Here is a 25,014-nt window from a genome sequence, read left to right as displayed (position 1 = left end):
CCGTCAATATTGTGGTCAACAAGTGGGCTGCTCAACCCCTATGTAGGAAGCGTAACGGGAAGGTGAGCCGACAGTGGTAGGTCGGGGACGTCTGATGTTGGGGAGCAAATTAAAGTATAAATGTTTGTGATGTTTATGCGAATAAATATTCGTTTTTAAAATTGACCTCTCACCCTCATCTTTTGCCTGTCATTAGTTTGCAGCCAAGGAGGGTATCATGGCGCATATCATCACAGCATCACAGCATCACAGCATCACAGCATCACAGCATCACGCGGATTTGCCCCGCGTCCTGACATTTTGATCGCGATTGTCCTGACCGGGATTATCGGCTTCGCTGCCGGTCAATATTCGTCGCAACCTTTGGTGACCCCGTCGGTTGGCACGGAAGTCGAAGACTGGCACGGCAATGTGCGGCGTTCAAACTGGCCTGGCTAAGGGGTCAGCTTTGTCCCATCAGCATCGGATCGAACGGGTAGGTGGTGAGGTTTTCGTACCCATCCTCGGTGATCAAAACCTGATCTTCGAGTTTGATTGAAAAGTCACCACCAACCTCTCCGACTGCGGCTTCGACGCATAGCACCATGCCGGGTTCCAGTGGGTAATCATAAGCGCCTTCCACCGCCTTGTCCGGGTAAGCAACCAGCGGCCATTCATCACACAGTCCGACCCCGTGCATCAGGCAGCCATATTTCTGAGCCTGAAATTTGTCGTCCAACCTGTGGGTGTTGGCGGTCAGGTCGGGGATCATCACGCCGGGTTTCAGCATCTCCATGTTGGTCATGATGTGCTCGTGCGCGTGCTGCATGGCATAGACCATATCGGCCCGAGGTTTCTTGTCCCCAACCCACCAAGTGCGCGAGATGTCGATGCAGATGCCGTAAGATCCAATCAGGTCGGTATCAAAGGCGATGATCTCGTTCTTTTGCGTGATCCGAGGCCCGCATTCCTGAAACCACGGGTTCGTGCGTTGCCCCGAGGCCAACAGGCGGGTTTCAATCCATTCACCGCCACGTCGGATGTTTTCCGCGTGCAGAACGGCCCAAATGTCATCCTCGGACGTCTTTCCATCGCCCACATTGGCGCGGGCGAATTTCTCCATCTCGGCCACGGCGGTTTGGCAGGCATGGTTGGCGCAGCGCATGGCCAGTATTTCATCAGGGCCTTTGATCGCGCGGGTTTTCTCGGTGACCTCTTCGCCCTCCGTGATCTCGAACCCTTGTGCCTCAAGCGCGCGCAGGCCGTGCAGCATGATCTTGTCGACTGCCAGCCGCTTGTTGCCGCCGCCATGCTCTTCGATCAACACACGTACTTCGTTTGAAAACACATCTGCTGCGATATCAATCTTGTCGCCTCGGTCGAAGTAGAACAGATCAGCACCGGATCGTTGCTCGCGCACCAGCGGGTTGAACGTCGAAAGGAACGGTGAATTTTTGTAGTCCCAGATCACCATGTAGCCATCGGCGCACAGCAGAGCCGCGCGGAACGGGTTATGGGTGTTCCAAAGTTGCATGTTCGTGCTGTCGGTCGCATAGCGGATGTTGAGGGGGTCAAACATCAGCAAACCGCCATACCCCCGGTCCACGATTGCCTGCGTCAAACGTTTCCACCGAAACTCTCGCATCTGGCTCAGGTTGGGTAGGCTCAGGCCCGCTGCCTCCCACTCGGCGAAGGCGAGTTGGGTGGGGCCGATCTCGATCCGGTCCAAATCGTTCGGGGTGCCGTCCCCAAGAGTGGCTCCTTTTGTCGGGTCGATCTTGCGGTTGTCCCGATAGTGTTCGTTCATGTTGGGCCTCCCTGCTTGTTCGTAAACCGTGGAGAAACATTACTGTCTCGTCTGGAAAAAATGCGACGACCTGTTCGTCGCTTTTTGACCGACAGGGAGGGCTTCTGGTGATAGGTGAATCTCATGACGATCATACTGCAAAACTCGATCCCTTATGACCCGCTGACTCCCCGGCCTTTGCCGGGCATTCAGCCAACGTCGCTGGACACTTGGCTGCACCGCGATGACGCCTTTGCCGCCCAGATGCAGCACCGGGAAGCCCTGCTAAGGGAAAGGCGCGACGATGTTCTGGCGTTGGATACTTCCGCCGAACCCGCAGCGCAGGAGGTTCTGGACCTCGTGCTGCAACACGCCTATCCGGGGTGTTCGGATCACGTCGTTAGACCGGATGGCAAAGAGGTGTCGGTCGACCATAAAAATCCGATGGATACTTTGTGCCGCCTGGTTCAAGAGGACATCTGCATTCTGCAAAAACATGGGGATGAGCATGTACTGACGGGTGCAATTCTGTGTTTTCCTGCCAGTTGGCGCTTGTCCGAAAAGTTCATGCGCCCCTTGGTCGATATCCACGTGCCGGTTGCGAGTTATGACGAGAATATCGCGCGTCGTGTCCAGCGTTTGTTCGACGGGATTCAACCTGACCGTCCGCTCTGGCGGTTCAATGCGTTGTGGTATGAGGATGCCGAGCTGCACCAACCCCGAAGTGAAAACGCACGGCGCGAAACAACGACGCCCGGCGACGCCCGGTATTTACGCAGTGAACGGCAAACCCTATTGCGACTGCCCAAGACCCGAGCGGTGGTGTTTTCAATTCATACCTATGTTCTGGAGGCAAGCAGCCTGCCAAAAATGGAAAACCCCGCCTGATGGCGGGGCCTCCTAGGAGGGTCTTTGGAGTGTGAACTACATGCCCAAGGCGCTGGCAACGCCGGCGAACGCACCGCTTGTGCTGAGAGCGGATATCGCGACCGTATAGGCAAGTACCTGCGTGTTCAGACGAAAGTCTTCGCCCCTGATCAGGTTCACAGCGGCCATGGACGCCGCAATCGGGACCGACACACTAGCCACGGCACCCGTGAGCCCCCAGCTTGTAAGCCGGAGGATATCACTGGGTTGGTCGTGGTCGAGGGGGGGCGTGTCGTCCCGATCTGATGACTGCTCGGTTGTTTCTGTTTCTGTCCGAAAAGCGATGCTGAGCAACTGCTCATCCGACAACTGGATCGGCCGGGCTGCTGGTTTCAGCGCCGTTTTTTGTGGCTCGTCCAGGACTTCTTCATTAATTTTCTGCCCCGCGAAAGGGCCGGAAACTGCCTCGAAAATCTGTTTTCTATTCCGCTTTTTTGCGGGCGGTAGAGTGTCAAAGGCACTCAGGAACTGTTCGATTGTCAGTACGGTATTGGGTGTTAGCCATTCAACCCGCTGTGTCGCACAAATGTCGACCATACGGTACAGGATCACAACCAGCATAAGCTCGGAGATCTCACTGTCGTCCAACAGGGCGGATACCGGGCTGATCGTGATTGTAAGCCGGTTTTCAGGCAGCGTTACAGCGGGTCTTTCAATGGTTTTCAAACCCGCCGCACGATCCATACGTTCAAAGCGGTCTTCGGTCTGAACAACCTGCGTGTCCAAAGTCATGCGCACGAGGTACTGGCTGGATACGATGCTGGCCTCGGTCGTGTCCCGAACGGTCTTGCGCTCGACCAGATGACCGTAGTCTTCCAGCGTGGCCGCGACGATTGCTGCGAACCGCTCGATCGCGCCATCGGTATTACCGTTGAATTGCAGACCGCCATGGTAGCTGTGCTTCGGTGTCACTGCTTTTTCCTTTGTCGCATCCCGTCGTGCAAACAAATTTACCAAGCGATATTGGGCAGATTTAGGCGAAAATGGAAAAAAATCAGAAAACGCCAAGATTGATTACGCTCTGGAAACCTAGGCATTTTAGGGGCCGTTTAATGTATATGGCAGCAATGTGGCGGAATTGAGGAGGTTTGGCTTGAAATTGTGGCGCCTTCAGCCGTCGATTCGGGCGGCCATGATCGCAATAGATTGCTGATACACAGTGGCCGCGTTCCACTGTTGAATGACGGCAAAATTAGGTTGTCCGGGCTGATAGCCCCGGCCAGGTTTCCAACCCTTCTTGCGCAAAAAATTGGCGGTTGAGGCCAATGCGTCAGTCATATTGTAGAAATCGACCTTGCCGTCGCCTGTGGCGTCGACCCCATATGTCAGAGCGTTACCGGGCAGGAACTGCGTGTGCCCCAATTCGCCATGTTTCGCCCCCTGTGTCGCTGTCGTAATGCTGCCTTGATCGACCAGTTTAAGGGCGCCGATGGCATGAGGGACAAAGAACTCGGATCGGCGACAATCATAGGCAAGCGTCGTTATTGCTGACACTACCTGACTGTCCCCCATAAAGTTGCCAAAGCCGGTTTCCATGCCGTGAATCGCGATCAGTACACCCGCCGGCACCCCGTATTGACGCTCAAGAGCTGCATAAAACTGTGGGTTGCGGGCTTTGCGTTTGCGGCCTTGTGCGACGATCGCACTTGCGCCGCGCACCTGCATGAACTTGTCCAGCGAGTACTTAAAGCTCTTTTGGTTGCGATCAGCAGCGATGGTGCGCGTCGCGTAAGTTGTCTGGGATAAGGCTTGCAGCCCCCGCTTTTTCACTCCGGCGCGTTTGGCTGTCCGGGCAAAGTCGGACTTCCACGCCTCAAAACCTGCGCCGGTATTTCCGCAGGGCGCTGCTGCGCCAATCGTTGGAAGCGACATGGCAAGGATGAAGGCTAATCGAAGCAAGGTCAAAATCCGGTCGGCTGAAATACTGTATCCAAGCCTATGCCGTATTCCCCGATGCGCAAAGAAGTTTAATACAGGTCCAGTTCGCCTGTTCCCTTCAGGCTTTCAAACCACTCATCAGGCGTTTTGTTGATTTTGGCATGTTTGACCATCATCGCGTTCATGTTTGGCAGATCCGACGAGTCCGCCCAAGCATCCGGCTGCCAGATGCCTGACCGAATGACGCATTTGGGGCAGTGGGCAAAAACGGTCTGAACCTGAATCAGCAGGGCGAGTTTGGGAGGGCGATCCTGCACCGCCATTTTACGTAGCAACGCAGGGTCCGCGCAAATACGGGCTGCGCCGCGGATACGCAGTGTCTCCATCTTGCCAGGAACAAACAAAATCAGGCTGACGCGGGGGTCTTTCAGAACATTGTGAAACGTATCCACGCGTTTGTTGCCGGGGCGGTCGGGAATTGCGATCAAACTGTCCGACAACACGTGAACAAAACCTGCCGGATCGCCGCGCGGTGAAACATCCAAATGTCCGTCGGGGTTGGCCGAAGCGATCACGCAGAAGGAAGACATGGCGATAAAGTCACGACACATCTGATCCAGCGCAAGCAGCTCTTTGGCGATAACCTGAGGCAGAGGAGCGCCGGTTATCTGCTCTAACTCTTCGGTGGTGGTCACGAAGTCTGAAAATTCAGTGTCCATGCGATCTTCTCCTGTCGTCCCAGTTTGGAAGATCGCCCCAAATGAAACAAGGGCGCCCGAACGGACGCCCTTGTAGATGTAAACCCAATCCGGATCAGCAGCTGTAGTACATGCCGTATTCTACCGGGTGCGGGGTGTGCTCGTAGGTTTCGACCTCTTCCATCTTCAGTGCGATGTAGCCGTCGATCTGGTCTTTGGTGAACACGTCGCCCTGCAGCAGGAAGTCGTGATCGGATGCCAGAGCTTCCAGAGCCTCACGCAGCGAACCGCAAACGGTCGGGATGTCGGCCAGTTCTTCGGCAGGCAGATCGTACAGGTTCTTGTCCATGGCTTCGCCCGGATCGATCTTGTTCTTGATGCCGTCCAGACCAGCCATCAGCAGCGCAGCAAACGCCAGGTAGGGGTTCGCGGCTGGGTCGGGGAAGCGGGCCTCGACGCGCTTGGCTTTCGGGCTTTCGGTCCACGGAATACGGACACAACCCGAACGGTTACGGGCCGAGTAGGCGCGCAGAACGGGGGCCTCAAAGCCCGGGATCAGACGCTTGTAGCTGTTGGTCGACGGGTTGGTGAAGGCGTTCAGCGTCTTCGCGTGCTTCAGGATGCCGCCGATGAAGTAGATCGCTTCGTCTGACAGGTCGGCATATTTGTCGCCAGCGAACAGCGGTTTGCCGTCTTTCCAGATCGACATGTTCACGTGCATACCGGTGCCGTTGTCCCCTGCGATCGGCTTCGGCATGAAGGTGGCCGATTTGCCGTAAGCATGTGCAACGTTGTGGATGACGTATTTGTACTTCTGCAGCTCGTCGGCCTGTTTGGTCAGGCTGTCAAAGATCAGGCCCAGTTCGTGCTGACAGGACGCAACTTCGTGGTGGTGCTTGTCGACTTTCATGCCCAGACGTTTCATGGTCGACAGCATTTCCGAACGCAGGTCCTGCGCTTCGTCAACCGGGTTCACCGGGAAGTAGCCACCCTTGACGCCCGGACGGTGGCCCATGTTGCCCATCTCGTACTCGGTGTCGGTGTTCCACGACGCGTCGGTTGCATCAACTTCGTAGGATACCTTGTTGATGCTGTTCGAGAAACGGACGTCGTCAAACAGGAAGAATTCAGCTTCGGGGCCCATGTAAGCCACATCGCCGATACCCGAAGATTTCAGGTAAGCTTCGGCTTTCTGGGCGGTGCCGCGCGGGTCACGCTCATAGGCTTCGCCGGTGTCGGGCTCGACGATCGAGCAGTGCAGGCAGATGGTCTTTTCCGCGTAGAACGGATCGACATAGGCGCTTTCCGTGTCGGGCATCAGTTTCATGTCTGATGCTTCGATCGACTTCCAGCCAGCGATCGACGAACCGTCGAACATGAAGCCTTCTTCCAGGAAGTCTTCGTCAACCTGATCGGACATGATGGTGACGTGCTGAAGCTTGCCGCGCGGGTCGGTAAAGCGGATGTCGACGTATTCTGCGTCTTCATCGCGGATCAGCTGAAGAACTGCGTCCTTGCTCATACTTTCTATTCCTCTGATTTGAGTGCGTTCGATTACAGTGCTTCCGAGCCGGTCTCACCGGTCCGAATGCGAATGGCTTGTTCAACGGGCGAGACAAAGATCTTGCCGTCGCCGATCTTGTCGGTCTTAGCGGCTGAGACGATGGAGTCGATGGCAGCATCGACCTGATCGTCGTCCAAAACGACTTCGACCTTCACCTTGGGCAGAAAGTCGACCACGTATTCCGCACCGCGATACAGTTCGGTGTGACCTTTCTGACGACCAAACCCTTTCACCTCGATCACGCTGAGGCCCTGGACGCCGACGTCCTGCAATGCCTCTTTCACTTCATCGAGTTTGAACGGTTTGATGATCGCTTCGATCTTCTTCATCCCGGGCTCCCTTTAACTCTTGTCAGATTGGGACTGACCACGTCTAAGATCGGTCGGCAATCTGATTGCGTAATTGCCCCTGTTTGGGTGAAGAGAAAATAGTGCGCCGGTTAAATTTTGATCGACTTGCACAAAAAGTAATCAGCATTGAATCGACCCGGGGGATTGAGATGACGGAATTACTGACCGCCGCGCAGATGAGGGCCATTGAACAGGCAGCAATTGAGTCTGGTGAAGTCACCGGGCTGGAGTTGATGGAGCGCGCCGGGCAGGGTGTTGTCGAGGCAATTTTCGAGGAATGGCCGGAGTTGGACAGGCGAGGGGCCAGCCCCTCGCGCTCCCCGGGATATTTGGGGCCAGATGAAGGGGATCCGCTGCGCGCTGTGGTGCTGTGCGGGCCGGGAAATAACGGCGGTGACGGGTTTGTCGTGGCGCGGCTGTTGCATGGGCTGGGGTGGCAGGTTGACGTGTTTTTGTATGGGGACGCCGAGAAGCTGCCGCCGGATGCAAAGAAGAATTTTGCAAATTGGTCAGCCTCCAACGTCGTTCATGATTGGGATGATGAAGAAATCGAGGACATTTTGGATGAGCAAGAGCATGACCTAGTTGTCGATGCGTTGTTTGGGACAGGAATAACCAGATCAATGCCGGATGATACATATCGAACATGGAATGGGTTCGTTCCAACGGTCACCGGTACTCATCCACAGGATCGCAGGCCGAAATATGTAGCAGTGGACTGCCCTAGCGGGCTGTGCTGCGATTCCGGAATGAATTTCGGCGCTCTGCCAACGGATTTGACCGTTTCGTTTCACTCTCCAAAACTGGGACTTTTCTTGATGGGAGATGGTCATTATGGCGAAGGACCGGGGCTTTCGGGTAAACTTGTGATTTCCGATATTGGCCTAAAGCCCGCCTATGCCAAGAGTATTGTTCAGTTGGCGCCTGATCCTGCAAGTAGGGGATTCCACGGCAAGTGGACTGGACAGCACAAATACACCCACGGTCATGCCCTTATCCTTTCGGGCGGTGCGGCTAAAACCGGCGCTGCGCGGTTGGCGGCGCGGGGGGCTTTGCGGATTGGGGCGGGGTTGGTGACGCTTGGGGTGCCGGGCTCGGCTCAGATGGAAGTGGCGGCGCAGGTGACGGCGATCATGTTGCGGCGGGTCGAAGGGGCGGACGGATTGTCCGATGTGCTGAGGGATGAACGTCTGAATGCCCTGTGTCTTGGTCCCGGTATTGGGGTTGAGCGAGCGCGGGAATTGGTGCCGGTTGCGCTTGAGGCAAGGCGGGGAACGGTGCTGGATGCCGACGCGCTGACGGCTTTTGCGGATGATCCGGCGGCCTTGTTTACCCTTCTGCATGAAAATTGCGTTTTGACCCCGCATGGGGGAGAGTTCGCGCGGCTGTTCCCGGATATTGCCGAGAAACTGTCAGCCACCCCGACCACAGGCCCGGCCTATTCCAAAGTAGACGCCACCCGCGAAGCCGCCGAAAGGGCGGGATGTGTCGTGTTGTTCAAAGGCCCGGATACAGTCATTGCTGCTCCGGACGGGAGGTGCTCGATCAACGGGGCATTCTATGAGCGCGCGGCGCCCTGGCTGGCGACGGCAGGGTCGGGGGATGTGCTGTCAGGGTTCATCGCAGGGCTTTTGGCGCGGGGATTTGACCCGATGCAGGCAGCAGAATTTGCCGCCTGGTTGCATGTTGAATGCGCGCTGACATTCGGTCCCGGGCTGATTGCAGAGGATTTGTCCGAACAATTGCCTTGCGTTTTTAAAAAAATGAATATGTGATTGTTTCGGCGGTATTTGGCCGAGCGTAATCAATCTCGGCGGCTATTGGCTTACCGAAGCATTGCGGATCAGCAGCGAATGTTTGCAACACGCGTGGCTGGGCGGCACTCTTTAAGCGAGGGAGGGAATAAACGAAACACCTTTTGAGATTTTAAATAATATAAATATTACAGGCGTTTGGTTGCAGCGGTTGCGCTCGACTTACGCGACTTGATCTGAATGGCTGGATGCTTGTGAAAAAATGGGGATTGGTGCGCGATTGGGCAGTGCCGGAAACCGGAATTTTTTCATGGTGAGTGAAATGACCCAGAGAATTGTGCTTAGTTCAGTGGCAACTGTTTTGGCGGCGTCTGCAGCAGCGCCTGCTGTGGCAGAGCTTAAGTATGAAAACAACAGTGGTGGATATGTCGAGTTATACGGGCAATTCCACCCGGTGATTGTCTCTGTTGACGATGGCGAGGAAACGGAAACGCGCTTGCTTGACAACGATCTGTCGAACAGCCGCGTTGGGCTGCGTCTGATGCAACCCTATGGCAGCAACGAGTTTACGTTCTGGTTCGAAACCGGCCTTGGCCTGCCCAGCACAGGTTCGGCCAACCAGGATGGAACCAACAACGATGGTTGGTCACGAGAAGATCTGCGCCACGTGGATTTTGCGCTGCGGGGAAGCTATGGAAAATTCTCGGCAGGACAGGGCAGCATGGCGTCGGACGGCGCTGCCGAAGTTGATCTGTCTTATGTCGGTACGACGCTCTATTCGTTCACAAACGATGAAAACGGGGCGTTCTTCTACAGGCAGCCTGACGGTCTGCTGAGTGCGATCACGGTTGGCGATTCGGCCAGCAACTTCGACGGTGGTCGCAGGGGAAGAATTCGCTATGACACCCCGGATTTCAACGGTTTTTCTGCGGCCATCGCATACGGCCAGAATATCCTGTCCGACAGCGATGATGATGACTATTACGATATCGCGGTTTCATACGGGAACACCTTTGCCAACGGGGTAGAGTTCGCCGCAAGCATTGCTTACGCAGTACGTGATTTCGATGACAGTTCCGGAGAGCGGAAGGACACGATCGGGTCGGCCTCTGTTCTGTTGCCCAGCGGATTTAGCTTTACGGCGGCCTTGGGTACACGTGATGACACAGCCGCAGGCGCAAGCGACCCCGATTATTGGTATGCCAAGGTTGCCTATGAAGACGACTGGATTTCGTGGGGGCAAACCGGGATCGGCATCGACTATTTCGACGGTTCTGACTTCAATAACGAAGGGTCCAGCACCAAGTCCTGGGGGATCGCGGTCGTTCAGCGGATCGACAGCATCAATACCGATGCTTACCTGAAATATCGCAGCCATGATTTCGATGGAACTGTGGATTTTGACAACAACGAAGCCTGGGCCTTAGGTGCGCGCTGGCGCTTCTGATCTGTTGTAAAACGGCCTGAAACGTCCCGGCGCATTTCGGGGCGTTTTTTTGCTTTTTTCGGCGGTAAAACAAGGTTGATCCCGGCTTTGCCTCTTGCACGCGGGCTACAGGACAAATAGAAGGCGTCAAATTTGCCCGGCGCGCCGTTTTGCGCGCCCCGAATCCTATGGGGACTACCATAATGCAGGTTACCGAGACGCTGAACGAAGGTCTGAAACGCGGCTACAACATCGTCGTATCCGCCGCTGAGCTGGATGAAAAGGTCAACGAAAAGCTGACCGAAGCGCAGCCGGAAGTCGAAATGAAAGGCTTCCGTAAAGGCAAGGTGCCGATGGCGCTGTTGAAAAAGCAGTTCGGTCAGCGCCTGCTGGGCGAAGCGATGCAGGAAAGCATCGACGGTGCGATGAACAAGCACTTTGAAGACAGCGGTGAGCGTCCTGCGCTGCAGCCCGAGGTCAAGATGACCAACGAGGACTGGAAAGAAGGCGACGACGTCCATGTCGAGATGTCTTATGAGGCGCTGCCTGCGATCCCCGAAGTTGACCTGAAATCGGTTGAACTGGAAAAGCTGGTCGTCAAAGCCGACGACGCGGCCATCGAAGAAGCACTGAACAATCTGGCCGAAACCGCGCAAGACTTTAAAGCGCGCCGTAAGGGTTCAAAAGCCAAGGATGGCGATCAGGTCGTGATCGACTTTGTCGGCAAAGTGGACGGCGAAGAATTCGAAGGTGGTTCGGCCGAAGATTACCCGCTGGTTCTGGGTTCCAACAGCTTCATCCCTGGTTTTGAAGAGCAACTGGTTGGTGTGAAAGCCGAGGAAGAAAAAGACGTCAACGTCACTTTCCCCGAAGAATACGGTGCCGAGCATCTGGCGGGCAAAGAGGCTGTCTTTACCTGCACTGTGAAAGAAGTGAAAGAGCCTGTCGCAGCCGAAGTAAACGACGAGCTGGCCACTAAGTTCGGTGCCGAAGATCTGGAAGCCCTGAAGGGACAGATCGCCGAGCGTCTGGAAGCTGAATATGCGGATGCTTCGCGCGCGGTGATGAAACGTGTGCTGCTGGACGTGCTGGACGAGAAGGTTTCGTTCGACCTGCCACCGTCGCTGGTGGAAGCCGAAGCTAAACAGATCGCGCATCAGCTTTGGCATGAGGAAAACCCGGACGTGGAAGGCCACGACCATGGTGAGATCGAGCCTACAGACGAGCACAACAAGCTGGCTGAACGTCGCGTACGTCTGGGCCTGCTGCTGGCGGAGCTGGGCCAGAAGGCCGAGGTTGAGGTGACTGATGCCGAAATGACTCAGGCGATCATGAACCAGGCACGTCAGTACCCGGGTCAGGAACGTCAGTTCTTTGAATTCGTTCAGCAGAACGCCCAGATGCAGCAGCAACTGCGCGCGCCGATCTTTGAAGACAAAGTCATCGACTACATTGTCGAGTTGGCTCAGGTGGCTGACAAAGAAGTCAGCAAAGACGACCTGCAAAAAGCTGTAGAGGCTTTGGAAGAGGAATAAGCCTTTTCCGCCCATCTTGGGTGGGCAAAGAAAAACGCGGAGCCGTCTGGTAATGACGGCTCCGCTTGAGTGGCTTTAGTTGAATGAGGTAAGGGGGTTAGGCCTCATAAGCTAAAGCACGGGGGGTATTCAGCAGAGCGATCTTTTGCTCTGGCGTGAAACTCGCGGACAGCGTTTCAATCAATTGCAGAACGGATTTGACCTCTGCTTTGGTTGTGGCGGCTTTCATCTGTTCCACAAAATATTTTTCCAATTGGGTCAGTGGCTTGCGGTCGAAGTTTGCAGCCTGCTTTGGCTTGATTTTCGTTCCGGCGAACAGATCCAGCGCAGCCTCGTCGCTTAGAAAGACATCATGTTTGATACCCGCGTAGTCCCGAATTCCTGAAATCCGCTCTTCGGAGCAATCCATCAACGCCGCCATTGCGACCACTTTGCCCATCGGCTTGGCAGTGCCGACATAGTCGTATGGTGCGTTGCCGGACCGTTGCAGAACCCGGTTCATGACGGGATCAATCACGGCAACAGAGTCCAGTACCCCGGCGGCCATCGCATATTCGAAAGAGCCGATCATGACTTCGCTGGTGACACATGAAACGGTGTTCTTGCCACGACCATGCGATAACTTTTTGGTGTCGACGCAAAACCGGGTGGCTTCCCAGACCTGCGCGCTGCGGATCGGAGGTTCACCGTCCAAAATCGAATGAAACACATCGGACAGCATGTGTGGTCCCGTGGTCTGCAACAGCCGCATGCAGCCAACGACATCCCCATCGTCGTTGATGCTGACAACATGTGCAGGGTGCAAATCGTCGAACTGATCGCGTTCGCGCCCGTTTTCAATGTTTACATCCCATCCCAACCGGTCGCCGAATACACGCGCCCGCAATTGGTACATTTCATCAAGGACATCTTTGAATTTATGTTGGTTGATACCATCAATTACGATGATCATACCCATCCCCCTACAGTCTGGTTACCGTGGAGGCAAAATTAACCATGTTCGAATCTTAGGCTATTGGGGGTATCCCGTAGGGTTTTGTGGTTTTGTTAACCAGGAGCTATCAAACCAAGACCAATTGCGCGCCCAATCGCCTGCGGAGTCGTCAAGGCCCCAAGCTTTTCCCGACCAGGCCGCATGTGTACTTCAACTGTACGATGCGAAATTGAAAGGATGTCGCCGATGTCCTGCTGAGACTTACCTTCCGCGACCCATTGCAGGATTTCTTTTTCCCGCGTCGACAAGGCGGGCAGGTATAGCGCTTTGGCCAACAGGCCGGATTGCATGACCGTGTCATGGGCTTGCACCGCGGCCAGTTGCAAATCGCCCATGATATGTCTTTTCAGCCTTTCCCACTCGTCATCCGAGCAGTCCCGGGTAACATTTAGCAGCCCACAATCGCCGTAAGGCCCCCGCACCGGCACCGTTAATCCGCGGGACGTAATCCCGAAATCATGCGCGTCGCGAAATACGGTGTGGAATTTTTCGTCGTGATGGAACCGGCTCCAATCCACAGGTGCGATGCTGAGGAGGGATTGATGCAGGGTGGGGTCAAAATGGTGAAAACCTTGGTTCCCATAGTGAATCTTCCATTCATCGTGATAGTTCGCGTACCCCTGCACATCCCCCTTGACGGGATTGAACGTGGCGTAAGACGCATAGTCAAAGCCGAGCTCCTGGCAGACGGCATTTAATATGTCGGCGGCCGACTTCTCCTCATGGTCGATCGCGGCCAAGTCTATTAGTTTCACTTGTCCAACCTTTGTGGCGGCAGTTCTTTCCCCAAAGAAAAGCCATATCTGTCCATACTAAATTATACGTTGTGTCGCCTATGCCATGAAGGGCAAGCAATTTGTGAGGCTTCGGCAGGTGTGTCGCAGGGAAATAGCTGCAAACAAAGGGCAAACGTGACATTTTGTCGGTGGATTTTTGCTTGTCGCGACGCCGCTATTCTGCCCTCAGGCCGGTCTCGACAAGCATCCCGCGCGCTTTCGCCTCGGGGTAATACCCTTTCGCGTACAAAAAGATTGCGCGCTGCTGATCGCCGTCAGACAAAAGCCAAGCGCCTCGCAGGTATTTTCCTGCAAACTCCAGATTGGTATCCGCATCAAGCAAGCCTTTGGGGGTACCGGTATATCCCATTGACCTTGCAGTCGCGGGAAGGATCTGGAGCAAGCCATAATAAGGCCGGTTTACTGCCCATGGGCGGTGGGTGCTTTCCCGGATTGCCAGTTTGTGGACAAGCTCGCGAGGCAATTCATAATGATCGGCCCATTTGTTGATCGAAGCACGCAGTTCGGGCGTTTCGTTGGGGTAAAGCGGCGGATCGAACTGGGCGCGGGTTGGCGTTTCAGGGCCACCGCAAGCGGCTAGGGGGGCGGCAAGCAGCATGGCCAAAACGCTGCGTCGTAGGAGGAGGGGCATAAAAGGTCTCCGGTCATTCTGGGCGTGATGATAGGAATCAATCGTCAGACTGCAAGCGTAGGTAAAAAATTTGGCCGAATTTTGCCCGTAAAACGAGCCGACAAAAAAAGGCCGCACGAACCGTGCAGCCTTTTCATGGGTTAGACTACCAAAATCAGGCTTTGGTTTCGTCTTCTTCCTCAGCCGGAGCTTCTTCGGCCACCAGATCTTCGTCTTCAGACGCAGCGGACCCAATATCATCAAACAGCTCGGCGATCTCGAACTCTGCGGCGGCTTCTTCTTCAGCCGCCAGTTCTTGAATCGATTTGCCCGAAGCCTGCAGTTCGGCTTCTTCTTCCGAGCGGGCGACGTTCATCTTGATCTCAACTTCGACTTCGGGGTGCAGTTTGACTGCAACCGCATGAAGGCCCAGCTCTTTGATCGGGGCGACCAGAGCGACCTGTTTTTTGTCGACGGTAAAGCCAGCTTCGGTCGCGGCGTCTGCGGCGTCACGCGGGGTGACCGAGCCGTACAGCGCGCCAGCATCCGATGCCGAGCGAATCACGATGAACTGCTGACCGTCCAGCTTTTCAGCCAGCGCTTCAGCTTCTTTCTTGGTTTCCAGGTTGCGTGCTTCAAGCTGTGCTTTCTGGGCTTCGAACGACGCGATGTTGGCGTCCGATGCGCTCAGGGCTTTGCCTTGGGGCAGCAGGAAGTTGCGGGCAAAGCCGGGCTTTACGTCAACGACGTCGCCCATCTGACCCAGTTTCGCAACGCGTTCCAGCAGGATAACTTGCATGTCAGTCTCTCCTTACTTCACGGCGTAGGGCAGCAGGGCGAGGAAGCGGGCGCGCTTGATAGCACGGGCCAGTTCACGCTGCTTTTTGGCCGAAACGGCGGTGATGCGCGAGGGAACGATCTTGCCACGCTCAGAGATGTAGCGCTGCAGCAGACGGGTGTCTTTATAGTCGATCTTCGGCGCGTTCTCACCCGAGAACGGGCAGACCTTGCGGCGGCGGAAAAATGGTTTTGCGGCCATGGTTTATGTCCTTTCGTCAGGCGTTGATCAGCGGCGCTCGCGGCGGCCTTCGCGCTCATCGCGCTTCTGCATCTGGACCGAAGGGCCCTCGGCATGCTCGTCGACCTTGATGGTCAGAACGCGCATAACATCGTCGTGCAGTTGCATCAGGCGCTCCATCTCGTCTTTCGCAGCCACAGGCGCGTCAGTCTTGAGGAAGGCATAATGGCCTTTGCGGTTTTTGTTGATCTTGTAAGCCATCGTCTTGACGCCCCAGTACTCGCTGTCGACGACGCTGCCGCCGTTGTCAGCCAGAACGGTGCCGAAATGTTCGACAAGGCTTTCTGCCTGCGCGTTGGACAGATCCTGACGCGCGATCACTACATGCTCATACAGTGGCATGTGCACTCCTGTTTATATCAAGGCGCACTTCAAAGGCGGGGCCATTCAACCCTTCGCGACCCTGCCACGAGAGGCTGCGCGATTCATACGATTAGCGAAGGATGGCCCCGTATACACGTTTATGGCCGGGGGGCAAGTCCCGTCACATATGCCTTGGTGAAGTCCTGCTATTTCCTTTGGGTTGCCCAATTCCTGACGCTTTTCAATTCGAAATTGAATTGCATACCGGGACAAAAACCGGACCACACACCGGACCCAAGTCGGCAACCTGAAAACAGGGTGAGAAAAATGACCGCGATTAATACGAATACGTTTGAACAGTCCGCGAGCAACGCGGCTTTTGAAAAATCAGTTCCAGTCCTCATCACTTTCGCCCCCAACTGGAAGGTGCGGATGGTTCTGGCCCGCGTTGTAGGCGCCTTTCTGATTGTAATGTCCTTTTCGATGTGGCTGGCACCGGGCTCGGTCATGGCTGCGGAAGTATGGCCAATCAAACTGGTTGCATCGCTTGCTTTCTTGATCGTTGGGGTCAGTCTGCTGACAATTCAGGTTCTGGATGCGCGGCCTGATGCCTATTTCGACCCGATCCGCCGCGAGGTTCGGGTGTTGCAAAAGAACGAAAATGGACGCCCTCAGACCGTACTGCGTCGTAGCTATGACACACTGGGTGGTGCCAAATTTTCCGACGATCAGGTTGAGCTTTTCGATGTCGATGGCAGCCTGCTGATGAAGTTGCCGCTACAGTCGGCGGATGTCAGCCGAGCGCTGAAGGGTCAATTGAGCGGAAGTGTAACAATCTTCGCGTGATTTCCACTCTGTTCAAAAAGGAACAGATGTTGTGAGAGAATAAGACTTGTGTGCCGCCCTTGGGCGGCACATTTTCGTTATCGAGCAACCCAACAGGTTTGCATCCATAACATTGCGGAGATTGTCATGAAATCCACACTTCTTGCTGCTGCACTGGCCGTATCAGCGACTTCGGTGTTTGCGAGCGCTGAAAAATACGTTCTGGACCCCAGCCACAGCCAAGTCATCTTCAGCTATAACCACCTTGGCTTTTCGACCACTTACGGCATGTTCTCGGGTTTTGAAGGCGAGATCATGTTTGATCAGGAAAACCCGGCAGCTTCGAGCGTGACCGTGTCCATGCCTGTTGTCGAGATGTTCACAGGTTGGAAGCCGCGCGAAGATCACTTCATGACCGAGGATTTCTTTGGCGCAGCCGAAGGTGATCTGGTGACATTCACCTCGACCGGTATCGAGGTCACTGGCGAGAATACTGCGAATATCACAGGTGACCTGACCATGAATGGCGTGACCAAGTCGGTTGTACTGGACGCCAAGCTCAATCAGGTTGGCGAACACCCGATGGCTGGCAAGCCTTGGGCGGGTTTCGACGCAACAACGACACTTGTGCGCAGCGAGTTCGACCTTGGCCAATTCGCGCCTTTCGTTGGTGATGAGGTTGAGGTGCGCATTTCCGTCGAGGCCCAGAAAGCCGACTAAGGCGACCTTAGATATCGAATGCGAAACCGCCGGAGCCATAAGCTCCGGCGGTTTTTCATTATTCGCCGCGTGTCGCGGTCAGGTCCACCGAGACAACAACAGCAAAGCCCAAGGACTCTTCGGTGGGCTGTGATGTGCCGATGTCGAAATCCATACGGTTCAGCTCTAATTGCCCGTTGACGGTTGCGCGATCGCCTTCAAGGTCCAACGTGAATGGCAGAATGACATCTACGGATTTGTCACGGATTGACAGGGGCCCTCGTGCCTCATACCCGGTTTCGGTTTTGTACAGGTCTGCTTTGAACTGGGCTGTTGGAAACTGCGCGCTGTCAAAGAAATCCGCGCCCATGGCCTGACCGCTGACGGTGCCAAGGCTGAGCGATGGGATAGCAATCATCACCTCGGCTGACCCGGCTAGCCCGGGCTGTTCCGGCTCATCAAACGCGATGGCGGCGGTCCATTCCTCGAATTGACCTGTCACGGGGCTGCCCAATTGTGCGATCGTTATGGCTAGGGTACCCTCTTGAACTTGCCAGTCGGATTGTACCTCGGCCAGTTCGGTGGTGTCGGTGTCGGCGTGGGAATGATGGTCGAATGCACCGATGCTCCATCCGCTGATCAGAACTGCGCCCCAGACAGCCAGTGCTGTAAAAGCCGGAATGGCCGAGTGATGTTGCGCAGGTGGTTCAGGTGCCTTTGCGTTGCCCGGCAGCATTCGCCGAAGGGTGCTGTCCTTGTCGACGACATGGTGCTTGAGCGCCCCGGCAATGTGCAGGACCAGAGATCCCGCAAGTGTCCAGACGAACAGCCAATGCAGACTGGCTGTGAGCTCTGCCAGATGCGCGGATTTTGGAACGAATGGCAAGTTTTGCCCGAACGGCCACAGGATCGGCGCAAAACCTTCCGCCGCTGCGTGATGCACCCAACCGGTCAGAGGGACCAGAACCAATGACCCATAGAGAAGCCAATGAACGGTCTCGGCGGCGAAGGCTTCGGGTTTGTTATCGGCGTTCAAGAGGCCGGGCTTGGTTTGTGAGAAAGCCCAAAGGATACGGGCGAGCGCGACGAAGAAAACCGTGATGCCCACAGTCTTGTGCATTGAAAACAGACGAGCAGCCCGCGCGATGTCGTCCTCGGTGGTTGGGACCGTCGGATCATAAATGGCATGGGCAATGTCGTTTGCGATCCAGCCCAGCGGTAGGGCGGTCAAAATCAACAGGGCGGTCAGCCAATGAAAGGTCTTTGTGACGCTGCCATAACTGGAGAAGGTATTCGTCGCGGACATCTGATGCTCCGGAGGTAGTATCGCTTTGATCAACCTATCGCCATACAGTCAGGACACAATAGCGGGCCGCGCACAGCTATGGTGCCAAGGCGCAGACCCAAGGCAGTGCTTGTGCCGCGCGGTCACACGGTTTACACCCCGCCGCAACCTAACGTCATCCAAGAGGTTGCAATGACACGCGCATTTGTTTTCCCCGGGCAGGGCGCCCAGACCATCGGAATGGGCAAGGCTCTGGCCGAGGCGTATCCCACCGCGCAGGCGGTATTCGACGAGGTCGATGAGGCATTGGGCGAAAAGCTGAGCAGCCTGATCTGGGAAGGCGATATCGCTGAACTGACTCTGACCCAGAATGCACAGCCCGCATTGATGGCGACGTCGATCGCAGCGATGCGCGCATTGGAGGCTGAGGGCGTTTCCGTCACGGATGCCGCATGTGTGGCGGGTCATTCGCTGGGCGAGTATTCTGCTCTGGCAGCGGCTGGTGCGTTGTCTGTTTCGGATACGGCGCGCCTGTTGCGCACCCGGGGACAAGCGATGCAAAGCGCTGTTCCAGTGGGCGAGGGCGCAATGGCCGCGATCCTTGGGCTGGATTTGGATGCCGTCCGCGCTGTGGCCGACGAAGCCGCGCAGGGTGAGGTTTGTCAGGCTGCAAACGACAACGATCCGACGCAAGTTGTGGTTTCGGGCGCGAAGGCCGCTGTGGAACGCGCTGCTGAAATTGCCAAGGAAAAAGGTGCCAAGCGTGCCGTGATGTTGCCGGTGAGCGCGCCTTTCCACTGCGCGTTGATGCAGCCTGCGGCGGATGTGATGGCTGAAGCTCTGGCAGGGGTTGAAATCAAGGCGCCTGCCGTGCCGCTGATCGCCAATGTCCGCGCCGAGGCCGTTAGTGACCCGGATCTGATCCGCCAGTTGCTGGTCGAACAGGTCACAGGCTCGGTCCGCTGGCGCGAAAGCGTTCAGTACATGGCCGCGCAGGGCGTGACCGAAACGTGGGAGATCGGGGCAGGCAAAGCCTTGTCGGGCATGATCCGCAAAATCGACCGCGCGATCGCGGGTAAAGCTGTTGGCACGCCGGATGACGTGCAGAATGTGACCCGGGCCGAATCGTAAGACACAGCGCATCGCTGGATGCGTATGAAAAGGATAATCGAATGTTTGATTTGACAGGTAAGAACGCACTGATCACCGGTGCCTCGGGCGGGATTGGCGGTGAGATCGCGCGCGTTTTGCATTCTGCGGGCGCGACTGTTGCGCTGTCGGGTACTCGGGTTGAGCCGTTGGAAGCCCTTGCTGGCGAACTGGGTGGTCGCGCCCATGTGCTGCCCTGTAATCTGAGTGACCCCGAGGCTGTGGCAGCCCTGCCGAAGCAGGCGGCCGATGCGATGGGGTCGGTCGATATTCTAGTCAACAACGCAGGTATTACCCGCGACAACCTGTTTATGCGTATGTCGGACGAGGAATGGCAGAGTGTGATCGACGTCAACATGACCTCGACCGCGAAGCTGTGCAAATGCGTGCTGCGTGGCATGATGAAGGCGCGTTGGGGCCGGATCATCAACATCTCGTCTGTTGTGGGGGCCACGGGCAACCCCGGTCAGGCGAACTATGCCGCGTCCAAGGCGGGAATGGTTGGTATGACCAAGTCTCTGGCCTATGAGGTTGCCAGCCGCGGGATTACAGCGAACGCTGTGGCACCGGGATTCATCACGACCGCAATGACCGACAAGCTGACAGACGACCAGAAGGCGGGAATTCTGGGACAGGTTCCTGCAGGTCGCATGGGGGATGCCTCGGAAATTGCGGCGGCGGTTCTGTATCTTGCCAGCCCCGAAGCTGGATATGTTACCGGAACCACCTTGCATGTTAACGGCGGTATGGCCATGTTGTGAGCGCGGATCGGGGCAGGTGCGAAAGCGTTTGCCTCGGGCGTTGTCTGTGCTATAGGCGGCGCATAAATGCAGGGGTCGGCCACATGGTCGGCCTTCTACTTTCCCGGTAATCCGGGACCTTAACCGCCCGGATCGGGCAAATCAAAGCCAGCCTGAGCGGGCAAGGGCAGAACCGGGCACTACGCCCTGAAACGGAATGAGGAATAGACATGAGCGACGTCGCAGATCGCGTTAAAAAGATCGTTGTTGAGCACCTGGGTGTCGAAGAAGACAAAGTGGCGGAAAACGCTTCTTTCATCGACGATCTGGGCGCGGACAGCCTGGACACTGTTGAACTGGTCATGGCCTTCGAAGAAGAGTTCGGCATCGAAATCCCCGATGACGCAGCCGAGACCATCCAGACCTTTGGCGACGCCGTCAAGTTCATCTCTGAAGCGTCCTAAGACCTTCGAATTCAGTAAAAAGCGGCGCTTCCGGGCAACGGAGGCGCCGTTTTTTGTGCCCCAGCGGAATTCTTGCTTGTCAGCCGTGATATTCCTACGCAACCATTTGGGCGAGGCATAAATATCTGAGCGGGCAGGGCATGATACGATCCACCCCGATGATCAACACGGCACGTCTGACGCTTTGCGGCATGCGGCCCGAGGATTTTAACCGGTTCGCCGAAATCTGGCGCAACCCCTGTGTCGTGCGCCATATCGGCGGCACGCCTCGATCCCGTGGCGAAGCGTGGGATTCGTTCCTTAGAAACGCAGGGCACTGGCAAATGGCCGGATTTGGCCAGTGGGCGGTCATTCAACAATCGAATCGTCAGATGATCGGGCAGGCGGGGTTTTTCTATGGAAATCGTGCCTTGGGCGACGACTTTGACAGTTTTCCTGAGGCTGGATGGGTTCTGGCCCCCGAAGCGCAGGGTCGGGGTTTGGGCTTGGAGGCGGCGCAGGCCGCGCATGATTGGTTTGATCGAATTATGCCTGGGCCATTGGTTGCATTGGTGAATTCTTCAAATTCGTCTTCTCAGAAGCTGGCGGAAAAGCTGGGGTACGAGTTGATCAGAGAAAGCGAGTTCCAAGGTTCACCCGTTCATCTTTTGCGTCGAAACGGACCTCCTATGCGCCACTGAAACGCAAGGTGCGATGCCGCAAATTGCCCGTAGTTTGCCGAAACTGGAAGAACGCGGCCCCTGTTCTCTGACTATGATATTCTGAATTTCCAGATTGATTGGGCGGAGGAGCAAGCTCATGAGGATTTACCCCACGATGGAACTGCAGGGCGGCCGGTGCGTTACGCTGGACAAGGGCCGCTTGGACGAGGCCATGATTTGGCATGTGAATCCTTCAGAAACGGCGCATGGCTGGGCCACTGCCGGAGCTGAGTGGATGCACCTGACGGATTTCGACGCAATCGAAGGGCGCGACACGAACTCGGAACTGGTCGAAGAGATTATCCGTTCGGCAGAGATTCCCGTGCAGTTGGCGGGTGGCATGCGGACCCGCGAGCAAGTTGAATATTGGATCGACAAGGGCGCCGGGCGGATCGTGATCGGTACCTTGGCGGCCTGGGACCCCAATCTGGTCAAAGAGCTTGCCAAGCTGCATCCGGACCAGATCGTTTTGGCCGTGGACGTCTGGCAGGGTCAGGTCATGACCGAGGGCTGGCGCAGTCAGAGCGCCTTTACCCCCGAGGCATTTATTGAGGCATTCGCCGACACGCCTTTCGCCGCCATTCTCGTGACTGATATCGACAGCGATATGGAAGACGTTGAGGCGCAGTTGGGTTTGATCTCGGGTCTGGCCGAAAAGTCTCGTACGCCTATCATCGCAAGCGGCGTTGTGCGTACTGCGGATGACATTTCTCGTTTGGCCTACATCCCCAATATCTCGGGTGCACTTGTCGGTCGGGCGTTGTTCCGCAAGACGATTGACTTGTCAGAAGCCCTGAGCGTCGCAAGCGCGGCTCATGAGCCCGTGGCGGAATTTCAGTAAGATAAGCCCGAATGCTCTGTCCTCCTCCTCATCTATTTTGAGGGGGCGGATTATTTTTTTAGGCTTGGGGTTACCGCTTTCGGCATTTCTTTGCCTTTCGCAGCGTCAGGTGTTCAACGCAGAATTTGCTGTTGCTCTTGCCCCCGCACCCCGGCACGGGGTATGAGCGTTTCTTAAACACGAAGCAGGCAAGAGGCACTTCATGCGCAGAGTCGTTGTAACCGGTCTGGGATTGGTCACTCCGTTGGCTAGCGGGGTCGAGGAAACCTGGTCACGGCTGTTGGATGGAGAATCCGGCGCGGGACCAATCACGCTGTTCGACGCCGAGGCAAGTGGGGTCACGACGACCTATGCCTGCGAAGTCCCCCGCGGCGATGGAACAAACGGGACGTTCAACCCCGATGAATGGATGTCGCCAAAAGAGCAGCGTAAGGTTGAAGACTTCATTCTATATTCGATCGCGGCTGCTGAAATGGCCTGCAAGGACGCGGATTGGCTTCCCGAAGATGAAGAGGCGCGCCTACGTACCGGTGTTCTGATCGGTTCGGGGATTGGTGGTCTGGGATCCATTGCGGAAACGGCGAACTTGATCCGTGACAAGGGGCCACGCAGGGTGTCCCCCTTCTTTATTCCCGGCGCGTTGATCAACCTGGCCTCGGGTCAGGTTTCCATCCGCCACGGTTTCAAGGGGCCGAACCATTCGGTGGTGACTGCATGTTCGACAGGCGCCCACGCAATCGGCGACGCAAGCCGGATTATCCGTGCAGGAGACGCCGATGTCATGGTCGCAGGTGGCGGCGAAGGCTGCATCTGCGAGATCGGCATCGCGGGTTTCAATGCCTGCAAGGCGCTATCGACCAAATATGCAGATAACCCCAAAGCCGCGAGCCGTCCTTACGATGTTGATCGTGACGGGTTTGTCATGGGTGAGGGGTCCGGAATCGTCATTCTGGAAGAATACGAGCACGCCAAGGCGCGTGGCGCGAAGATTTATGCCGAAGTGTTGGGATACGGCATGTCCGGCGACGCCTACCATATCACCGCCCCCAGCGAGGATGGTGATGGTGCAGAGCGTTCAATGCAGGCCGCGCTGCGCAGTGCCGGGCTGGAGCCAAAGGATCTGGACTATATCAACGCGCACGGCACGTCGACCATGGCGGACACAATAGAGCTGGGCGCAGTTGAACGTTTGCTAGGCGAACACGCCGCAAACGCGACCATGTCCTCGACCAAATCTGCCACAGGCCACCTGCTTGGGGCTGCTGGCGCGATTGAGGCGATCTTTTCTATCCTGGCAATCCGGGATCAGGTGGCCCCGCCGACGATCAATCTGGACAATCCCGCTGTTGAAACACCTATCGACTTGGCTCCGAACGCCAAGCGAGAGCGTGAGATCAACGTGGCACTGTCCAACTCGTTCGGGTTTGGTGGCACGAATGCCAGCGTGATCTTCGGAAAGGCCAGCTAAATGTGGCGCGCTCTGGCGTCCAATATGCTGACCATTCTGGTGGTCGGCCTGTTCTTGTCGGGCGGACTTATCCTTTGGGGGCAGTCGCGCTACAAAAACGAAGGCCCACTGGAAACCGCGATCTGCCTTCAGGTCGAGCGCGGGTCCAACATGACCGAAGTCAGTCAGAAACTGGAGGATCAGGGCGCGATCAGTAGCGCGATGATCTTCCGTATGGCGGCAGATTACACGGACAAAGCCCCGCAGTTGAAAGCGGGCAGTTTCCTGGTGCGCGAAGGTTCGTCGATGGAGCAGATCATCGACGAAATCACGCGTAGCGGTGCCAGTACCTGCGGGTCCGAAATTGAGTACCGCATTGGTGTGACGCGTATCCAGACTCGGGTGCGTGAGTTGAATCCCGCAACGCTCGATTTTGATGAGATTGCGTCATTCGATGTCGCCGAAGAGGAGGCACCTGCGGCCTATACCGAGAAACGCAATGACGCTGATACGCGCTATCGGGTTTCGGTGGCCGAAGGCGTTACTGCGTGGCAGGTGGTCGAAGGGCTGAAGCAGATTGATGCGCTGACCGGGGAAGTTACCGAAATTCCTGCAGAGGGAATGTTGGCACCCGACAGTTATGATGTGGTACGCGGCGCTGACAGGAACGCCATTCTGCAGGGTATGCAGGACAGGCAGCAGTTGCGCGTCAACGCGGTCTGGGAAAAGCGACAGGATGATCTGCCAATCAGCAGCCCGGAAGAAATGCTAATTCTCGCGTCGATCATCGAAAAGGAAACAGGCGTTCCGCATGAGCGTGGACAAGTGGCCAGTGTTTTCGTGAACCGACTTGAGCGTGGCATGAAGTTGCAGACAGACCCGACCGTCATTTACGGCGTAACGAAAGGTCAAGGGACCTTGGGCCGCGGCTTGCGTCGGAGTGAACTTCGCCGCGCAACGCCTTGGAATACGTATGTAATTGACGGTTTGCCGCCAACTCCGATTGCAAGTCCAGGTCTAGCAAGCCTGGAAGCCGCCGTAGCCCCGGAAGACACGAACTATGTGTTCTTTGTTGCGGACGGTACAGGCGGGCATGCTTTTGCGGAAACGTTGGACGAGCATAACCGTAATGTCGCCAAATGGCGTGAGATAGAAGCCGAACGCCAAAGTTCAGGAAACTAAAA

General features: G+C 56.2%; 26 protein-coding genes. 13 read left to right on the top strand and 13 right to left on the bottom strand.

Translation table 11 applies throughout. The annotated features are described in order from the left end of the window. Positions 1 to 442: 442 nt before the first annotated feature. Entirely contained in the window at positions 443 to 1,786 is a 1,344-nt protein-coding gene (gene dddP / locus GOX73_RS16300) for a dimethylsulfonioproprionate lyase DddP (protein WP_171126522.1), read from the bottom strand. A 123-nt stretch (positions 1,787 to 1,909) separates the two neighbouring features. On the opposite strand from dddP, the gene GOX73_RS16295 reads away from it, so the two are divergent. Then, a complete protein-coding gene (locus tag GOX73_RS16295) occupies positions 1,910 to 2,653 on the top strand; it encodes a DUF3445 domain-containing protein (protein ID WP_171126523.1) in 744 nt (247 codons plus the stop codon). 36 nt (positions 2,654 to 2,689) lie between these two features. On the opposite strand, the gene GOX73_RS16290 is transcribed toward GOX73_RS16295, so the two are convergent. From GOX73_RS16290 to GOX73_RS16270, 5 genes are all read right to left on the bottom strand, one after another. Then, a complete protein-coding gene (locus GOX73_RS16290) occupies positions 2,690 to 3,604 on the bottom strand; it encodes a hypothetical protein (RefSeq protein WP_371808144.1) in 915 nt (304 codons plus the stop codon). 198 nt (positions 3,605 to 3,802) lie between these two features. Further along, entirely contained in the window at positions 3,803 to 4,564 is a 762-nt protein-coding gene (locus GOX73_RS16285) for a lytic transglycosylase domain-containing protein (RefSeq protein WP_171122354.1), read from the bottom strand. Between the two features lie 95 nt (positions 4,565 to 4,659). Further along, positions 4,660 to 5,289 (bottom strand): MSMEG_1061 family FMN-dependent PPOX-type flavoprotein, encoded by a 630-nt coding sequence (locus tag GOX73_RS16280; protein WP_171126524.1) that lies wholly within the window; start codon positions 5,287 to 5,289, stop codon positions 4,660 to 4,662. Positions 5,290 to 5,383: 94 nt separating this feature from the next. Next, on the bottom strand, positions 5,384 to 6,790 hold the full coding sequence (glnA, locus tag GOX73_RS16275; RefSeq protein ID WP_171122160.1) for a type I glutamate--ammonia ligase: 1,407 nt from the start codon (positions 6,788 to 6,790) through the stop codon (positions 5,384 to 5,386). A 32-nt stretch (positions 6,791 to 6,822) separates the two neighbouring features. Then, a complete protein-coding gene (locus tag GOX73_RS16270; protein ID WP_171126525.1) occupies positions 6,823 to 7,161 on the bottom strand; it encodes a P-II family nitrogen regulator in 339 nt (112 codons plus the stop codon). A 170-nt stretch (positions 7,162 to 7,331) separates the two neighbouring features. Here GOX73_RS16270 and GOX73_RS16265 point away from each other — a divergent pair, with 170 nt between their 5' ends. The 3 genes from GOX73_RS16265 (at position 7,332) to tig (ending at position 11,897) form a co-directional block, all read left to right on the top strand. Continuing rightward, positions 7,332 to 8,957, top strand: a complete 1,626-nt coding sequence (locus GOX73_RS16265) for an NAD(P)H-hydrate dehydratase (RefSeq protein ID WP_171135009.1) — start codon at positions 7,332 to 7,334, stop codon at positions 8,955 to 8,957. Between the two features lie 301 nt (positions 8,958 to 9,258). Further along, positions 9,259 to 10,383, top strand: coding sequence for a porin (locus GOX73_RS16260; protein ID WP_171126527.1), 1,125 nt, complete (start codon positions 9,259 to 9,261; stop codon positions 10,381 to 10,383). Positions 10,384 to 10,565: 182 nt separating this feature from the next. Next, positions 10,566 to 11,897, top strand: coding sequence for a trigger factor (tig, locus tag GOX73_RS16255; protein ID WP_171126528.1), 1,332 nt, complete (start codon positions 10,566 to 10,568; stop codon positions 11,895 to 11,897). 97 nt (positions 11,898 to 11,994) lie between these two features. Here the strand turns inward: tig and GOX73_RS16250 are convergent, their stop codons facing one another. The 6 genes from GOX73_RS16250 to rpsF all read right to left on the bottom strand — a co-directional run bounded on the left by GOX73_RS16250 (position 11,995) and on the right by rpsF (position 15,718). Then, on the bottom strand, positions 11,995 to 12,849 hold the full coding sequence (locus GOX73_RS16250; RefSeq protein WP_171126529.1) for an acyl-homoserine-lactone synthase: 855 nt from the start codon (positions 12,847 to 12,849) through the stop codon (positions 11,995 to 11,997). 95 nt (positions 12,850 to 12,944) lie between these two features. Next, the gene (locus tag GOX73_RS16245) at positions 12,945 to 13,646 is read right to left on the bottom strand and encodes a LuxR family transcriptional regulator (protein ID WP_171126530.1); all 702 of its coding nucleotides are present in this window, start codon (positions 13,644 to 13,646) and stop codon (positions 12,945 to 12,947) included. A 196-nt stretch (positions 13,647 to 13,842) separates the two neighbouring features. Then, positions 13,843 to 14,319, bottom strand: coding sequence for a lytic transglycosylase domain-containing protein (locus tag GOX73_RS16240; protein ID WP_171126531.1), 477 nt, complete (start codon positions 14,317 to 14,319; stop codon positions 13,843 to 13,845). A 154-nt stretch (positions 14,320 to 14,473) separates the two neighbouring features. Next, entirely contained in the window at positions 14,474 to 15,097 is a 624-nt protein-coding gene (gene rplI, locus GOX73_RS16235; protein WP_171122167.1) for a 50S ribosomal protein L9, read from the bottom strand. Positions 15,098 to 15,109: 12 nt separating this feature from the next. Continuing rightward, positions 15,110 to 15,337, bottom strand: a complete 228-nt coding sequence (gene rpsR, locus GOX73_RS16230; protein ID WP_005608650.1) for a 30S ribosomal protein S18 — start codon at positions 15,335 to 15,337, stop codon at positions 15,110 to 15,112. A 27-nt stretch (positions 15,338 to 15,364) separates the two neighbouring features. Continuing rightward, on the bottom strand, positions 15,365 to 15,718 hold the full coding sequence (rpsF, locus tag GOX73_RS16225) for a 30S ribosomal protein S6 (protein WP_171122168.1): 354 nt from the start codon (positions 15,716 to 15,718) through the stop codon (positions 15,365 to 15,367). 288 nt (positions 15,719 to 16,006) lie between these two features. On the opposite strand from rpsF, the gene GOX73_RS16220 reads away from it, so the two are divergent. After that, complete coding sequence (locus GOX73_RS16220) at positions 16,007 to 16,525, top strand: hypothetical protein (RefSeq protein WP_171122169.1); 519 nt, start codon at positions 16,007 to 16,009, stop codon at positions 16,523 to 16,525. A gap of 126 nt (positions 16,526 to 16,651) precedes the next feature. After that, positions 16,652 to 17,224, top strand: coding sequence for a YceI family protein (locus GOX73_RS16215; protein WP_171126532.1), 573 nt, complete (start codon positions 16,652 to 16,654; stop codon positions 17,222 to 17,224). 58 nt (positions 17,225 to 17,282) lie between these two features. Here the strand turns inward: GOX73_RS16215 and GOX73_RS16210 are convergent, their stop codons facing one another. Next, on the bottom strand, positions 17,283 to 18,509 hold the full coding sequence (locus tag GOX73_RS16210) for a cytochrome b/b6 domain-containing protein (RefSeq protein WP_171135008.1): 1,227 nt from the start codon (positions 18,507 to 18,509) through the stop codon (positions 17,283 to 17,285). A 171-nt stretch (positions 18,510 to 18,680) separates the two neighbouring features. Between GOX73_RS16210 and fabD the strand changes: the two genes are divergently transcribed. From fabD to mltG, 7 genes are all read left to right on the top strand, one after another. Next, positions 18,681 to 19,619 carry an ACP S-malonyltransferase gene (gene fabD / locus GOX73_RS16205; RefSeq protein ID WP_171135007.1) on the top strand — a complete coding sequence of 313 codons (939 nt, stop codon included), beginning with the start codon at positions 18,681 to 18,683 and terminating at the stop codon, positions 19,617 to 19,619. 41 nt (positions 19,620 to 19,660) lie between these two features. Beyond that, entirely contained in the window at positions 19,661 to 20,398 is a 738-nt protein-coding gene (gene fabG, locus GOX73_RS16200; protein ID WP_171135006.1) for a 3-oxoacyl-[acyl-carrier-protein] reductase, read from the top strand. Positions 20,399 to 20,607: 209 nt separating this feature from the next. Next, positions 20,608 to 20,841, top strand: coding sequence for an acyl carrier protein (locus GOX73_RS16195; protein ID WP_008756330.1), 234 nt, complete (start codon positions 20,608 to 20,610; stop codon positions 20,839 to 20,841). Positions 20,842 to 20,981: 140 nt separating this feature from the next. Next, positions 20,982 to 21,521, top strand: a complete 540-nt coding sequence (locus tag GOX73_RS16190; RefSeq protein WP_171126535.1) for a GNAT family N-acetyltransferase — start codon at positions 20,982 to 20,984, stop codon at positions 21,519 to 21,521. A gap of 118 nt (positions 21,522 to 21,639) precedes the next feature. Then, positions 21,640 to 22,383, top strand: a complete 744-nt coding sequence (locus GOX73_RS16185) for a HisA/HisF-related TIM barrel protein (protein WP_171122175.1) — start codon at positions 21,640 to 21,642, stop codon at positions 22,381 to 22,383. 202 nt (positions 22,384 to 22,585) lie between these two features. Beyond that, positions 22,586 to 23,851, top strand: coding sequence for a beta-ketoacyl-ACP synthase II (gene fabF, locus GOX73_RS16180; RefSeq protein ID WP_171122176.1), 1,266 nt, complete (start codon positions 22,586 to 22,588; stop codon positions 23,849 to 23,851). Further along, positions 23,852 to 25,012 carry an endolytic transglycosylase MltG gene (gene mltG, locus GOX73_RS16175; RefSeq protein ID WP_171126536.1) on the top strand — a complete coding sequence of 387 codons (1,161 nt, stop codon included), beginning with the start codon at positions 23,852 to 23,854 and terminating at the stop codon, positions 25,010 to 25,012. Positions 25,013 to 25,014 lie beyond the last annotated feature (2 nt).

The organism is Ruegeria sp. HKCCD7221, assembly GCF_013031225.1.
In the GTDB taxonomy this organism is placed as follows: Bacteria; Pseudomonadota; Alphaproteobacteria; order Rhodobacterales; family Rhodobacteraceae; genus Ruegeria.
This window is presented reverse-complemented; position numbering and strand designations above follow the sequence as displayed.

What these genes read in the sequence shown, in the direction of transcription:
- GOX73_RS16295 (WP_171126523.1), top strand. Translation starts at nt 1,910, where the DNA reads ATGACGATCATACTGCAAAACTCGATCCCTTATGACCCGCTGACTCCC.
- rplI (WP_171122167.1), bottom strand. Translation starts at nt 15,097, where the DNA reads ATGCAAGTTATCCTGCTGGAACGCGTTGCGAAACTGGGTCAGATGGGC.
- GOX73_RS16220 (WP_171122169.1), top strand. Translation starts at nt 16,007, where the DNA reads ATGACCGCGATTAATACGAATACGTTTGAACAGTCCGCGAGCAACGCG.
- GOX73_RS16285 (WP_171122354.1), bottom strand. Translation starts at nt 4,564, where the DNA reads ATGTCGCTTCCAACGATTGGCGCAGCAGCGCCCTGCGGAAATACCGGC.
- fabF (WP_171122176.1), top strand. Translation starts at nt 22,586, where the DNA reads ATGCGCAGAGTCGTTGTAACCGGTCTGGGATTGGTCACTCCGTTGGCT.
- GOX73_RS16215 (WP_171126532.1), top strand. Translation starts at nt 16,652, where the DNA reads ATGAAATCCACACTTCTTGCTGCTGCACTGGCCGTATCAGCGACTTCG.
- rpsR (WP_005608650.1), bottom strand. Translation starts at nt 15,337, where the DNA reads ATGGCCGCAAAACCATTTTTCCGCCGCCGCAAGGTCTGCCCGTTCTCG.
- GOX73_RS16190 (WP_171126535.1), top strand. Translation starts at nt 20,982, where the DNA reads ATGATACGATCCACCCCGATGATCAACACGGCACGTCTGACGCTTTGC.
- GOX73_RS16250 (WP_171126529.1), bottom strand. Translation starts at nt 12,849, where the DNA reads ATGATCATCGTAATTGATGGTATCAACCAACATAAATTCAAAGATGTC.
- GOX73_RS16195 (WP_008756330.1), top strand. Translation starts at nt 20,608, where the DNA reads ATGAGCGACGTCGCAGATCGCGTTAAAAAGATCGTTGTTGAGCACCTG.
- tig (WP_171126528.1), top strand. Translation starts at nt 10,566, where the DNA reads ATGCAGGTTACCGAGACGCTGAACGAAGGTCTGAAACGCGGCTACAAC.
- GOX73_RS16265 (WP_171135009.1), top strand. Translation starts at nt 7,332, where the DNA reads ATGACGGAATTACTGACCGCCGCGCAGATGAGGGCCATTGAACAGGCA.
- fabD (WP_171135007.1), top strand. Translation starts at nt 18,681, where the DNA reads ATGACACGCGCATTTGTTTTCCCCGGGCAGGGCGCCCAGACCATCGGA.
- fabG (WP_171135006.1), top strand. Translation starts at nt 19,661, where the DNA reads ATGTTTGATTTGACAGGTAAGAACGCACTGATCACCGGTGCCTCGGGC.
- GOX73_RS16240 (WP_171126531.1), bottom strand. Translation starts at nt 14,319, where the DNA reads ATGCCCCTCCTCCTACGACGCAGCGTTTTGGCCATGCTGCTTGCCGCC.
- GOX73_RS16185 (WP_171122175.1), top strand. Translation starts at nt 21,640, where the DNA reads ATGAGGATTTACCCCACGATGGAACTGCAGGGCGGCCGGTGCGTTACG.
- GOX73_RS16210 (WP_171135008.1), bottom strand. Translation starts at nt 18,509, where the DNA reads ATGTCCGCGACGAATACCTTCTCCAGTTATGGCAGCGTCACAAAGACC.
- glnA (WP_171122160.1), bottom strand. Translation starts at nt 6,790, where the DNA reads ATGAGCAAGGACGCAGTTCTTCAGCTGATCCGCGATGAAGACGCAGAA.
- GOX73_RS16280 (WP_171126524.1), bottom strand. Translation starts at nt 5,289, where the DNA reads ATGGACACTGAATTTTCAGACTTCGTGACCACCACCGAAGAGTTAGAG.
- rpsF (WP_171122168.1), bottom strand. Translation starts at nt 15,718, where the DNA reads ATGCCACTGTATGAGCATGTAGTGATCGCGCGTCAGGATCTGTCCAAC.
- mltG (WP_171126536.1), top strand. Translation starts at nt 23,852, where the DNA reads ATGTGGCGCGCTCTGGCGTCCAATATGCTGACCATTCTGGTGGTCGGC.
- GOX73_RS16270 (WP_171126525.1), bottom strand. Translation starts at nt 7,161, where the DNA reads ATGAAGAAGATCGAAGCGATCATCAAACCGTTCAAACTCGATGAAGTG.
- dddP (WP_171126522.1), bottom strand. Translation starts at nt 1,786, where the DNA reads ATGAACGAACACTATCGGGACAACCGCAAGATCGACCCGACAAAAGGA.
- GOX73_RS16260 (WP_171126527.1), top strand. Translation starts at nt 9,259, where the DNA reads ATGACCCAGAGAATTGTGCTTAGTTCAGTGGCAACTGTTTTGGCGGCG.